Genomic DNA, 13717 nt, shown 5'->3' on the forward strand with positions numbered 1-13717 from the left:
TGTTAGTATGTTTTTTCAAATTTATTTACCAAATTTTGAAAACTAGAAGTCTTGTCTACTTGGTCATGGGGAATTAATAAATAACGCCAAGTTTTACCTTCATTTTTACTAGTAAATTCATTAGCATATTGACAGTATTTTAAAGCTGCTTTCATTTTTAACTGTACTTCTTCAGTTTCTATTTCTTTAGCTTTTTTAGGTTCACACATAAAGATTGAATCTTCAGTTTCTACTATAAAGTCAGGTTCATATTTGTTAGAGTTTTTACCCCAATAAATTCTAAATTGATTTGTAGCAGGTCTTAACCATTTTATTACAGAAGCATCATTTTCTATTACAAATGAAAAATCTTTTTCTGTGTTAGAATCAAATTTATACTCTGGATGACAAGATTTTTCAAAACCTCTATAGACATATTTTGTTACAAGACTTAAAGGTGTGATTACATCAGTATAGTGTTTGTAACCATTCTCTTTCGGTACTGTAAAGTTCCAATCTTCTATTTTTACAAAAGGTAAAATAGTTGGTGGTATATAATCAGGGTTACTCATTTTAAAATGAGTTTTTAACTGGTCATAAATCTTACCTGCAATCACTTTTCTGTACTGTCTAATCAATACAGGAAGCTGTTTTTTATCTGATAAGTTTTCTGATAGTTTTTCTAAAGCTTGAGTAACTAATTTATGTAATAAATCTGCACTCTCATCATAATCAATTTCAGGGAAGTTAATAAGTTCGGCTATAACTTGGTTTACAGGTGTTTCATTTACAAAAGCACCTTGTTTTACTCCAAGAGAGTCTATTTTAGATTGGTCTTTTAAATCCATTCTTAAAATCTCTTCTTGCATGATGTTTAAATCAAAACCTTTGGTTGTGTCTAAATCAAAATCTTCAAACCAAGTTTCTACTTCTTCTAGAACTAAATCCATTCTTGGGATTTCTATAATCTGACTTTTGAAATTAGCAATTACGGAATCATATTGAGCCTCTGCTTCTGCAACAATTTGAGGCATGAAAATATTTTGCTGTCCTCTAGATAAAGTGTCTTTTATCTTTTGAAGTGCCTTTTGTTTTACTTCAGGTTTGGATAAATCATTTACACTATTTACACCTTCATTAGATGAAAAGGTAGGGATAGCATTAACAATAGCTTTTTTAGCTTCTAAAGCGTGTGTTAATTCTAGTTTCTTTTCAGGATTAACAACAGCATTTATTTTAGCTTGTTCTCTTCTTATTTCTGCATTAATCTTAGTTTCAGAAGTAACAATTGTAGATTCTGTTTTTAAGTCTTCTTCGTCTAACTCTATAAATGTTAGTTTGTTTAATACAGAATCTGGATTTTTAGCTTCTTGAATAACTCTGTTAAAATTATCATGAGCTAAAACAGTGAGTTTATCTACTTTATCAACCCCTGTTCTTTTACCATTATAGGGTAATCTTAAACCTCTACCAATAGTTTGCTCAATTAATACAGAAGCATTGGCTGCTCTTAAAGGAACAATAGTATATAGGTTGGTTACATCCCAACCTTCTTTTAGCATGTTTACATGGATTACAATTTCAATCTCATTATCTGGACTTTCTAAGGATAAAAATTGCCTTTCAATTTCTTCAACTTTTTTAGTTGATGAGTCTATCTGTAAAACTCTACCTTCATATTTACCATTATAAAAAGCATTAGAACTTATGTAATCATAAACTTCTGAAGCATGATTAATATCTTTACAAACAACAAGTATAAATGGTTTTACAAGTTGAACATTATTATTTCTAGCATATAACTCTAATTCATTTTTAGTGTCTTCATGTACTGAAATAGCATCTTCTAATTTAAACTGTTCCACCTCTTTAGGTGTTAAGTTTTTCTTGTCAAAATCTTTACGAGTTGCTATTGCAGGGGCTTTTACATATTTCCCATCTTCTAAAGCTTGGGCTAAATTATACTCATACACAACATTTTTAAATGCTTTTCCTTTTTCGTCTATTGGTGTGGCTGTAAGTTCTAAACCTAGAACAGGCTTTAGTTCATTAATTGCTTTTTTAGAGGCATCTGCATGATACCTATGAGCTTCATCCATTAAAATAACTAAATCATCTAGTCCTGCAAGATAGTTCCAATAGGACTGACCTAAATACTCTGATAACCTTTTCATTTTTGGAGGTTTTCCTTTATCATCTTTTCCTTTTCCTAATTTGATGTCTGAATTAAATTTTGAAATATTAAAAATGTTAATTCTAACCTCTTGGTCTCCAAAAAGATTACCTTTTTCAGCATAATTATCACCATTGATAATTACTGGTCTGTTTGTAACAAACTCACTAATACCTTTAAACACATATTTTTTGTAGTTTGGATTTCCAAAGTCTTCAATTAGTTTGTCGTAGATAGTTAGGTTAGGGGCTAAAATGAAAAAATTACGAATCCCTTTTTTAAGATATAAATAGGTAATAAAAGCACCCATTAATCTGGTTTTACCAACACCTGTAGCAATAGAAAAACAAAGGGAAACAAAATCCCTTTCAAAGTCTTTACAACTAGGATAATGTTTTTTTATTTTTTTTAATTCTGCTTTTAAATCAACTTCTTTTTTTAGCTCCAATTCTTCTGTTAAATAAGCCACCAATTGTAAAGAATCTCTTAAAGGGTCTCTTAATGATAATCTATTGTTTATTCTGTTAACAATAGTATCTACACTTGGGTTGGCTTGTTCTATAATATAATCTCTAGTACTATTCTCCATCTGCTAATTCTTCATCGGTTAATACTGGTGGATTGATAATATTTAGACTATAATCATCTTTACCAAATTCACACTTACCTAATAACATTTTAGGTATTTTTTTTAGTACAATATTTTTGAACTTATTGTGGCATTCTGGTTGGAATTTTTTAGCACAAATAAGTAAACTTTCTCCTTCCTGTAATTGGTCTTGTAGTTGGTCTAATAACTCTACTGTTACAAATTGTGTAGTGGTAAAAATAAAGTCTTGTTCTGCACTATAACCTTGTTTCCAATAATTGTCTTTATCTGGTGCATACCTAAACCCTTCTTGTTTAGCCATTGCAGCAGCTAACATATCAGCATTATACTCTTTGCTAATTACCCAATTGTCATATTTATCTTTATTTAATAAACTTGGTGCTAATTCATAAAACTTAAAGCCTCCACCACCTTCCCAGTTTACTGCTTTAGTTATTCCAGCGGTATCCTTATTTTTAATAACTTTTTTAAATCTAGGGACACAGTGGGTTAGAGCATGGTCACCGAGTTCAACCCCAATAAATTTTCTGCCCATTTTCATTGCAGCAGCAGCAGTGGTTCCCGAACCTAAAAATGAATCTAAAACAAAATCTCCTTTTTGAGTTGCCAGAGATAATACCTTCTGAATAAGCGCTTCAGGTTTTTTTCCATGAGGAAATTTTACTCCTCCTTCTTTTGTTAAATTATTTAAAGGGAACCCATCCCAGTAAGTTCCTGCTTTTTCAAGTTTTACTAGAGATTTGCCTTTTTTGATACAAACATCACTTAACCATGCAATCAAATCACAATTATTACCTTTATAGTAAAGCGTGGTAAGTTTGTTCTTATTTTTACCTGATTTAGGTATATAATCAATAGAGAAAAAATCACCATTTCCTTCAGTAGCCTCCATAACTCTTGTTCGTATTGAACTTTGAGCATTAGTATCTCTAAAGACCTTGTCATGATACTTTACATAACATTCTTCTTCAGTTAAGTCATCTTGTTTCATTAACTCTTTGATGGTTTTAAAGACAATATTATTATGTTTGAAAATTTTAATTATATCTCCAGAACCGTCTTTTGTTTCACCAAAATATTCTCTTTCTTCCAAACCAGAATAAATAACTCGTGTGTATTTCCAGCTTTTTCCTTGGTCTCTCATTTCTTTGATTAAATCAAATAAATTCGTTTCATCATAAAGAGGATTGAAAGATTGGAAATGATTTTTATCTTTTGAGTATATAAGTAAGTATTCAATATTCTTTTTTAACTTTTTGTCTTCACCACCACCACTAGCACCCGATGTTTGCTTCATTTTAGCACTAACTTGATTTAAAAAATTTTCTCTACCAAATATCTCATCGAGTATCACTCTACAATAAGCAACTTCATTATCATCTAATTGAACAAACAAGGTACCATCATTAGTTAAAAGGTTTCTTAACAATCTAAATCTTTGACTCATTAAATCAAGCCAAATAGAATGTTCTAAACCATCATCATAATGTTCAAATGCTTGTCCAGTATTATAAGGTGGGTCTATATAGATACACTTTATCTTTCCTGTATAGTCTTGCTCTAAAGCTTTTAAAGCTAGAAGATTATCTCCATGAATCAGCAGGTTTTCTGTATTAGGGTCTCCATAACTGTACTCAGGGTTTTCTATTAAAATTCTCGGTTCTAGAGCTGGTTCTTCTCCTTTACCTATCCACGTTAACTCTAGTTTTTGTTGTTTTTTGTTTGCCATAATTTTATATCAATTCCCACTCAATGGTAAATAATTCTTGTTCTACTATACGTTGTGCTAAACGCTCTTCTATATTACTTAAAACATCATCTTTTTTATCATCTATTTGGTCTTGTGCTTCAAAAAGATGTTTTCTTTTTTCATTACGTTTTTTTTCTAACTCTTTAATAGCACGTTGTTCTTTTACTTTTGTTTGTAAATCTAACTTTTTTCTAGCTTCTGCTTTGCGTAATTTTATTTCTGCATCAATATCTTGTATTTCCCTTTCAAGGCTAATCTTCATATCATCAGCCCACTTATCTAGCTTATCATACTCTTGGTCAAAAAACTCTGCATTACGTTGTAAGTTATCTTCTAAAACTACTTGTTTTTGAGCTTTAAATATTTTTTTTAGTAACTGGTCTATATCATAGGAGATAGAATTGATGTTTTTTGTTTTTGCAGGTAAGCTAAACATTTTTTGAGCTATTTCACTATCTATTTTATTATCTTGTTTATCTATAATCTGTATTAATAAATAATCTTCTTCTTCAAAAGATAAAATGCTTAATTGGTTAACTCTTAAAGTACCTGTGCTACCTATATAATCTTCTAAAATAGCCATGTTTTTAGGGTGGTTAGAATAATCAAAAATTACTTTTTGCACCTCTAATTGTTTTGTTTTACAAGCTTCTACTATTTGTTTGGCTAGAGGGTGACCAATTCTGTATAAATTTGCATCATTATCTAGTTCTTGTTGAGATTTCTTAATAGAATCCCCACTTTTTAAAAGTTGATATGGACCTTCATTAATTTTAAATTGGGGAAATGGATTTTTTTTAAGTCTGAAAATATCTCTTTTAAAATCAAACTCTGCATAACCTTTTAAATAGTGTTTAGTAACAGCCCATAACCAGTTTTCATATTGGTTTAAGTAGCTTTTTCCTTTCTCAAGGTTTACTTTAAGTTTTTGGTGTACTTCATCATCAAAATGTTCTAATAACTGCTCTCTAGTTTCATCAATTCTAGTATTAATACTTTCATCCATTTCTTGTTGGAGTGTATCAAAAGCATTTTTAATTTCTGAAGGTTGTCTGCATTCTTGATATATTTGAGCTATTCTTTTTTCAAAATCAACACCAGAACTGATACTACCTAAAACTTCGTCTGAAGCACCAAAAACCCCATTAAAAAGCTGAAATTTTTGGTCTAGTAGTTCATAAACTCTTTGGTCTGCTTCATTAGATTTGTTTAAGAAATTAATAACAACAACATCATGTTTTTGCCCATACCTGTGCACTCTACCAATTCGTTGTTCTATTCTCTGTGGATTCCAAGGCATATCATAATTTACTAACAAAGAACAAAATTGCAGATTAATACCTTCAGCAGCAGCTTCTGTAGCAATTAAAATGGTAGCCGTGTTTCTAAAGTAATCGACAATAGCTTGTCTAATATCAGCAGCTTTTGCACCACTAACTCTATCAGTACCATTATGTTCTTCAATCCAATCTTTGTATATCTGTCTTGATTTAACGTCGTTATTGGAACCATTAAATAGTACAATTTTATCATTGTAGCCATTACTAGATAAGTGGTCAAGTAAATATTTCTGTGTTCTAGTAGATTCTGTAAAGATGATAGCTTTTTGGTTAGCTCCTAATTCTTCAAGTTTCTCAAAGCCTTTATTTAATGCAGTTAGCAATTTTTCTCCTTTAGCATTTTTTTCAATGGAAACAGCTAGCTCTCTAAATGTTGAGACATTATCTAGCTCAGCTTGTACTTCAGCTAATTCTTCATCAGTTAGTAATTCAAAAGAATTAAGTTCTTCATCTCCCCATTCCTCTTCAAGTTCATCAATGGTTTCAAATTCAGTGCCAAGTTCAACCTTTTCATTGAGAAATTTTTGGTCAGCTAAAATAGCTTTCAACTTGTTTTCTAAAGCCTCTAAAGTACCTGAAATAGCATAAGTAGATGAAGCTAATAACTTTCTTAAAATTAAAGTCATTAACTGTCTTTGACTATTAGGTAAAGCATATAATTTGGGTGTTTGTAAATACTCTGATACTAAATCATATAGAATCTTTTCATCTTGAAAAGGAAAGTACTCTTCAACAATTGCAATTCTATTGGTGTAGTTTATATATTCTAATACTTGCCTTCTTAAAGTTCTTATGCAAACTGGTTTTAATCTTTCCTTTAATTCTAAAAAAGAATCTTCTGTAGTTATTCTACCAAATTGTGTTTTAAAACTTTTTAAATCTCCAAAAGCATATTCATCAATAAAGCTAACAAGTCCATATAGTTCTAAAATTGAGTTTTGTAATGGGGTAGCAGTCAGAAGGATTTTAGGTGCATGCTGAATAGCTGACTTTATTGCATTAGCTATTTTGTTTTTAGGTTTGTATACATTTCTTAATCTATGAGCTTCATCAATAATAACTAAATCCCAATCTATCATTCTAACAAACTCCTCTTTAGACCTTATAAATTGAAAAGATGCTAAAATTATCTGTTCTTGGTTAAATGGGTTTTTTTTACCTTGTTTTTTTAATTGGGTAAAAGATTTTGACTCTAATACAGTTGAAGGAATAAAGAACTTATCAGATAACTCTTGATTCCATTGTTTTCTTAAATTTGCTGGGCAAATAATAAGTAGCTTCCTTTTCCTTTCAGCCCATTTCTGTGAGATAATAATACCAGCTTCAATAGTCTTTCCAAGGCCAACTTCATCAGCAAGAAGAGCTCCTTTTGACAAAGGAGATTGAAAAGCAAACAATGCAGCTTCTACTTGATGTGGGTTCATATCTACTTGGGCATCTTGTAAAGATGCAGTAAACTTACCAATATCATTAGCAGGAAGTCTTCTAGTTAATTCGTGAGCAAAGTATTTAGCTTGGTAATCTGTAATCATTGATTCTTTAATTCTTTATAAATTTCTACCATAGCTAAAGTGTCCAATTTACAATATTCTAATAAGTTTTTTCTTGTTTGTTCTACATCTTCATTAAAATTAGGGTCAGATACCATTCTGCCCCAAGTATCTAATGCCATTGTGCCATCTTGAACTTCTAAATCTGAATATGAAAGTTGCGGACATAAAACAGGTAGTACCTTTTTAATAGAAGTAGAGCCGTGAAACCTATAATCAACATAATCTGTTTTAAAAATGTTCATTAAATCAAACATATGAGTATTCATATAGTTTAAGTATTCTGTAAATTGTGGAATCCAAACCAACATATCTTTATTTCTGCTTATCTCAAATGGTGCATTCCATGATATAAAAGTACCTATCAGACCAGTAAAATCCTGCATTTGTTTAAGCATGTCAATAGGTTGTTCTAGTTTACTCCCTAACCATTCAAAATGAGTTATTTCACCATTTTCCTTCATAGTGTGAATAGACACTTGAAAGACTAGGTGATTATGAGGTCCCATATTGTCCAACTTTGGTACAGCTGTTGGGAAAGTTTCATAATCTACAAAGTGTAAAGGGAATTTGAGATTATTTAAGGTTTGCTGAATTCTAGATTTATTAATTAAGACAAGTTCTTTTCTTACAGATTCAACTTGTGCTTGTTGAATTACACTTAACTCAAAGTCAAGAGGAATGTCTAAAATACTTAATTGGCTATTGTCAGCTAGCTTACCTATTTTTTTAGATGAAATTCTGGCGATTTCATAGATACTGAAATCTGGAACATCTTTATTAAAGTATTTAAAACTATCACAATGGTTGCTTCTTGTTTTGTATCTACAAGAGCATTCATCTTCGCTAATTGATTCTTTATTTATGAAGTTTGAAGCTGCATTAATGTCATTTACAACGGAAGAATATAAGTTATCCACTTGTTCAGTTACATCTATAATTTCTAATAATTTATTTGGGATAATCCCTCCTTGTTTAACATAATCTTTATTAAGGTGGATAATGGAAATTTTTGAAACAATATAACCACACTCTTGCAACACGTATTTTTGAAAACAAGCATCTTCTAATTTACCTTTTTTTATACTTGAAGCAGATTTAATTTCATAAATATGATATGTCCCATTAACCAATTTTTCTAAAACATCAATTCTTGCAAATACTCCTTTCTGGGTTGAAAATGATGGTTGAAAAAACACTTTACTATTTGAGCTTAATTGTTGTAGTGTAAACTGAGGGCTACTATTTTCTGGTAAGTCAACTCCATTTGGAAATAATAGTTTTGCATGTTCCTCAACTTCATAGCCTTCTTTAATCAACTTTTCTAAAAACAATGAAAATTCTCCCCTAGGATATTCATTAGGCTTATTTTTTAGAAGCCATAATGATTCAGGGCAATTAAGATATTGTATAAAGTCTGTTTTAGTTAGTTGATGCATTTAGATTAAGGTGTAATTATTTCTTGAAATTGTTCTTTAGTTAAAATCATAAAGTTTGTGGTGTCATAGGTGTTCTTTTCTACTCTTTTTAAGAATGCCATATAATTAAGTATTCTGACAAAAGTTCTTTTTACAGATTCATTGTATGCAATACCTATTCCTATTCTACCTAATGAAGCAGCATTTATCATGCTACCCATTATGTGTTTTCTTGTACTTGAGTTCTCAATTTCTATTGCTAAAAAGCATCTTGCATTTTGATTTTTTCTTGTTAGAAAGTCAAATTCAGGAATTTTAATCTCATTTAACCATTCTTCACCAATGTTTTCTACATGACAATCATAGATTTGTTTTAAAAAAGCATCAATATTATCATTTCGTAAAATATTATTATACTCAGCTGTTTGGTTGTTATATGGTGCTACGCTAAAAGGTCCAGCTGCTATGTCTACTCTTGGAGAATACTGATAATTAACTCCTGTAAATGCTCTCCATTCTTCTACCACATCAAGACCTTCAAGTTTATTTGATAATAATGGTGATACTAAATTTTGATATTGTGTTGCTGTCATTATAAGATTATTGCTTATCTGATTTTACTCTTTTTAGAGCTAATTTTATTGCATCAATTGCCATTTCTTCCCCATTTACTTCTTCATATACTTTTTCACTTAACCAAAGGGTTAATAGTTTATTATATTCAATATCAAGAGCTAAAGCAAGTTTTTCAATTTGTTCTCTAGTTGGCTTTCTATCTCCTTTTTCAATTTTACTTATTAAAGCAGTATCCGTATCTATCATAGAAGCTACTTCGCGCAGTAATAGGTTTTTAGTTTCTCTTTTAGATTTTAGAAATTCTGAGAGTATCATTTGGTAGTCAAATTAGTTCTTGTCAAAGATTGTCTAAATCTAGCTAGAATTATTGGTATAAAAAATTTTTGAAAAATATTTTTTTTTTTGAAAGCCTTGTGAGAGAGCAGAGTACCTTACTCTGAGACCCGCACCCATTCACAGGTGGAAAACTCCCCCTACCACTTTTTTAGAAAGGAAATTTTACAGGCAGGATAATAAATTCAAGGTGATAGTTGAGATTTATTTTCTGTAGGTAATTTGTTTTCTATGTGGTTTACTACAACTCAAAAATTTTAGAAAGATGGTTAGAATTATTAATTACAAAGAGAGACTGAAAGAGGATGGAACATCATTCTTTGTTCTCGAACTCCAAGGTGGCATTGAAATGGTGCAATCTAAAGAGACTGGCAACTTTTATGCTACTGCAAAAAAGGCATTTATATCTTCAACATTTGATGAACAGGTATGTACAAGTTTAATTGGTACAGAAATGCCAGGAAGCATCATTAAAGAGGACTGTGAGCCTTTTGATTATATTGTAAAGGAAACAGGGGAGGAAATAACCTTGAGTCATAGATGGATGTATGTTCCAGATGATGCTGTTAATCAAAAACAGCAACCTGTTAAGAATGAACTGGATTTTGTTTCAAACTCCGCTTTGTTTTCTAAAAATGGCATATTAGAACATGCAGAGTAAAATATGAGCCTAGTCTATTTGTATAGATTAGGCTTTGTTTTTTAAACTTTAAAATAATTATGCTTGATTGCCAAATACCTTCATAAAAAAATAGTCTAGCTGTAGCCAGTTAAGTCTATTATTATAAGGATATAATTAATCTTGAAGGTAAGAGTATTTCAGGGTGTCATTTTTAAATCTTCCAAAGAAAGAAACCGTGATTCCTTTCCTCTAATTTATATTTATAAAAGTTTGTTAAGAATTTTTTCGGAAGTGTACGAAAGAAACTTTCTGTTACAAAGTTATATATTCTAAAATTAAGATGCAAGTAATTAGGCAATTATTTTCCTAGGAAACTAAATTTAAAAAACATGAAAATATCAGAAATAAGTGTCTCGTACTCAAATAATAGGAGTAATAGAATAAAAATAAGTAATAGTAAACAGTCTTATGATGTTTTAAGATCCTGTTGGTGTGATGCTACAATAGAATTGCAAGAGGAGTTTAAGATATTAATGCTTAATAGGTATAATCAGGTGTTGGGTATTTATCCTCTCTCTAAAGGAGGAGTATCTTCAACTGTGGTGGATGCAAAATTGGTGTTTAGTGTTGCTCTTAAATGCAATGCATCAAACATTATTATTGCACATAATCATCCTTCAGGCAATTTAAATCCAAGTGAGGTAGATAAGAACCTCACTCAAAAGCTAAAACAAGCAGGTCAGTATTTAGATATTGTACTGTTAGACCATTTAATAGTAATTAAAGATGATTTTTATAGTTTTGCTGATAATGGATTGTTAAAATAGTCCTGTTTTTTCCATTTCTATATATAGTGATTTGGAAAAAGTGGGACTTTTTGTCTTTTGTTTATTTATGAATGAGTGTGTGAGTAGGCTTTTTAAGCAAAAAATTTACAGTTTGGAAGTAGTATAGATTAGTATTAATAGCTAAATCTTACTTCTTATCCTCAAGGTTTACAATGTCACATAAGCTAATACCTAAATTATCAGCAATTCTTTTTAATGTGTATAAAGTAGGGTTGGTTCCTCCAGCTTCTAAACGACTTAAATTAGATTTTTCTATGTTGCATTTAGCGGCAAGGTCTTGTTGAGGAATATCTCTTTCTTCTCTTAAACTTTTTACTCGCTTTCCAATTGCTAACTGAAGTTGTTCCTTATCATCCATTTTATTCTATCTAATATCTAGTTATCAAAAATGATAATTAAGTGTACTATTTTGGTTATCATAAATGATAAAATAAGTATGTTTGTTGTGTAACGTTAAAATTATTATCGAATGAAACTATTGAATCTGTTTAAAAAGAAATATGATAATTCTGAAACTATCAAAATATTGCTTTATCTAGCAAAATCTGATGGAGATATATCGGTAGATGAAATGGAATTAATATCAAAGATATCAGTTCAATTTAGCGTACCTCTAAAAACTATTAAATCTATTATTGATGATGTGCTATCAACTCCTTTCGAGAAAGCAAAAATAAGCCTACCGAAAAAGGAAGAAGATATTAGACAGTTATTAAATATCCTTGTTTCTCTTATGATTACAGATGGTAAAATAGATGTAAGAGAGTTTTTATTCTGTCGTAAGCTTGCACTAAAATTGAACCAAAATATCAATGTTATTGACGATATACTTAAGCCATTTATTTATGGTGACAAACTTAAAGGTTTCAGTGAAGCTAAAGTTCAATTAAAAGATGATTATGAAGCTATGAAGGCAAAGATGTGGAAACCAACGAGTCAAACTACTAAAGTGAATGAAGTAGTTGCGCTTACTGATATAACAATAATATTGATAGACAAATACCAAGAAAAAATGCCATATAGAATTGTATATGACTTGGCAGTTAAGTGCTATGAACAAGGTGTTAAAAGGGCGAGCAGTAAATCATATTCTGAAGGACTATATTGGAAAGATATATCTAAATTGGAAGATAATATGTTACCCCCAAGCCCATACATAGAAACAGACTTAATGAATGTAGTCCGTGCAATGACTTTAATTAAAGAATCAGCAATTCAAATAGAGGGCAAAATTGACATTGTGAAAAATGATTGGAAAGATTTGGGCATGGAATGGAAGCAAAAAGTTGCTCAAAATTTACTAGAAGGTACTATTGATTTTGTGGCTAACGAAGTTTAATGTGAGGTGTTTTACGTTAATTAAAGAGTTAGAATCTCTATCATCTATTGAAGGTTTTTACTCTAGAGATAAAATTGCTTGGTGGTTACTTAAACATGAAGAAGAATATCATTCACAAGTAAGCTTTTTTGATACCTTATCAACAGCATGTGATAGTCCTAGAAACTTGACAAAGTTCAGTAAAGAGGCGCAATTTCTTGATTTGTATGAAGCTTTAAGCAAAGTTTTAGAGTTCTATAAAGAAGAAGCTTATTACAAAGATAAACTGGAGGTTTATGATTTAGTGAAAAACAATGTAGAGCAATTAAATGCTTGGTTTGAGCTTCATAAAATAGATAATAGTTATAAGTATAATCAGTTTGTTTCTTTATTTCAGAATAATAGCACTATCAGTGGGTTTAAGCTTGAAATAGGCTATCCTTTGTCCTTGCCAGTAAAAGTAAAATTAGATGAATCAGAATTTCACTATACACTTAAGTTTCTGGAATTATTAGAAAGGTCTAGTAAAATCGAGATTATTGGTGTTATTGAAACTATAAATATTTTGGAAGTTATTAAATTAAACCAATATCAAGTTTATAATAGGCAATCTATTGTAGTATATGTAGATGATTTTAATCAAAGTAAATTACTGGTTAGGTTTTTAAAAGGTAAAATAGGATTACTTGATAAACTTAAAGTAGGACAGAAAGTAAAGGTTTACGCAGACTTGACAGGGGGCAGAAATGAAACTGACAAACAAGGATATTCATTAAGTCTTGCAGGTTGGGATATCAAAATTTTAAACTAATTAAACAATGGAAATAAAAGGAACAATAAAAGTTTTAAACGAGACTCAAAGTATAGGTGGCAATGGCTTTAGAAAAAGAGAAGTTGTTATCACTACAGAAGAACAGTACCCACAGCATATTTTAGTAGAATTCATTCAAGATAAATGTGATTTGCTAGATAATTTTGTTGTAAGTCAGGAAGTCAAAATAGACCTCAATTTAAGAGGTAGAGAATGGATAAATCCAGAAGGAGTAGCAAAATACTTTAACGCTATTCAAGGCTGGAGAATTGAGCTTTTAAATAGCGAACAACCTACAACAATTAATATGTCAAAATTAGAACCAGCAAGTTTTATAGATGAAAAAGATAATGACTTACCATTTTAAAAAAATTAAACAAACAATAAAA

12 protein-coding genes are annotated in these 13717 nt (G+C 30.3%); 5 read left to right on the forward strand and 7 right to left on the reverse strand.

The annotated features are described in order from the left end of the window. Window positions 1-2: 2 nt before the first annotated feature. Genes FVF61_RS10300 through FVF61_RS10325 form a run of 6 tightly spaced genes read right to left on the reverse strand, consistent with a single transcriptional unit; the run spans window position 3 to window position 9711 of the window. Complete coding sequence (locus tag FVF61_RS10300; protein WP_148456015.1) at window positions 3-2741, reverse strand: DEAD/DEAH box helicase; 2739 nt, start codon at window positions 2739-2741, stop codon at window positions 3-5. Further along, window positions 2731-4491, reverse strand: a complete 1761-nt coding sequence (locus FVF61_RS10305; protein WP_148456018.1) for a site-specific DNA-methyltransferase — start codon at window positions 4489-4491, stop codon at window positions 2731-2733. The genes FVF61_RS10300 and FVF61_RS10305 overlap by 11 nt, the downstream gene beginning before the upstream one ends. A 4-nt stretch (window positions 4492-4495) precedes the next feature. Further along, window positions 4496-7384, reverse strand: coding sequence for an SNF2-related protein (locus FVF61_RS10310; protein ID WP_148456021.1), 2889 nt, complete (start codon window positions 7382-7384; stop codon window positions 4496-4498). Beyond that, entirely contained in the window at window positions 7381-8841 is a 1461-nt protein-coding gene (locus FVF61_RS10315) for a DUF2779 domain-containing protein (protein WP_148456024.1), read from the reverse strand. The genes FVF61_RS10310 and FVF61_RS10315 overlap by 4 nt, the downstream gene beginning before the upstream one ends. 5 nt (window positions 8842-8846) lie before the next feature. Further along, entirely contained in the window at window positions 8847-9413 is a 567-nt protein-coding gene (locus FVF61_RS10320) for a hypothetical protein (protein WP_148456027.1), read from the reverse strand. Between the two features lie 7 nt (window positions 9414-9420). Then, the gene (locus FVF61_RS10325) at window positions 9421-9711 is read right to left on the reverse strand and encodes a helix-turn-helix domain-containing protein (protein WP_148456029.1); all 291 of its coding nucleotides are present in this window, start codon (window positions 9709-9711) and stop codon (window positions 9421-9423) included. Window positions 9712-9994: 283 nt separating this feature from the next. Between FVF61_RS10325 and FVF61_RS10330 the strand changes: the two genes are divergently transcribed. Together FVF61_RS10330 and FVF61_RS10335 are read left to right on the forward strand one after the other, a co-directional pair. Then, complete coding sequence (locus tag FVF61_RS10330) at window positions 9995-10390, forward strand: hypothetical protein (protein WP_148456032.1); 396 nt, start codon at window positions 9995-9997, stop codon at window positions 10388-10390. A 350-nt stretch (window positions 10391-10740) separates the two neighbouring features. Continuing rightward, window positions 10741-11178 carry a JAB domain-containing protein gene (locus FVF61_RS10335; RefSeq protein ID WP_148456035.1) on the forward strand — a complete coding sequence of 146 codons (438 nt, stop codon included), beginning with the start codon at window positions 10741-10743 and terminating at the stop codon, window positions 11176-11178. Window positions 11179-11326: 148 nt separating this feature from the next. On the opposite strand, the gene FVF61_RS10340 is transcribed toward FVF61_RS10335, so the two are convergent. Then, the gene (locus FVF61_RS10340; RefSeq protein WP_148456038.1) at window positions 11327-11557 is read right to left on the reverse strand and encodes a helix-turn-helix domain-containing protein; all 231 of its coding nucleotides are present in this window, start codon (window positions 11555-11557) and stop codon (window positions 11327-11329) included. A gap of 111 nt (window positions 11558-11668) precedes the next feature. Here FVF61_RS10340 and FVF61_RS10345 point away from each other — a divergent pair, with 111 nt between their 5' ends. From FVF61_RS10345 to FVF61_RS10355, 3 genes are read left to right on the forward strand one after another with little or no spacing between them, the layout of a single operon-like run. After that, window positions 11669-12538: a tellurite resistance TerB family protein gene (locus FVF61_RS10345; protein WP_148456041.1), complete on the forward strand. Its 870-nt coding sequence runs from the start codon at window positions 11669-11671 to the stop codon at window positions 12536-12538. Between the two features lies 1 nt (window position 12539). Further along, the gene (locus FVF61_RS10350) at window positions 12540-13328 is read left to right on the forward strand and encodes a DUF3127 domain-containing protein (protein ID WP_158635208.1); all 789 of its coding nucleotides are present in this window, start codon (window positions 12540-12542) and stop codon (window positions 13326-13328) included. 7 nt (window positions 13329-13335) lie between these two features. Next, window positions 13336-13695 (forward strand): DUF3127 domain-containing protein, encoded by a 360-nt coding sequence (locus tag FVF61_RS10355; protein ID WP_148456047.1) that lies wholly within the window; start codon window positions 13336-13338, stop codon window positions 13693-13695. The last annotated feature ends 22 nt before the right edge of the window (window positions 13696-13717 follow it).

It is taken from the genome of Xanthomarina maritima (assembly GCF_008084905.1).
Taxonomy (GTDB): Bacteria; Bacteroidota; Bacteroidia; order Flavobacteriales; family Flavobacteriaceae; genus Xanthomarina; species Xanthomarina maritima.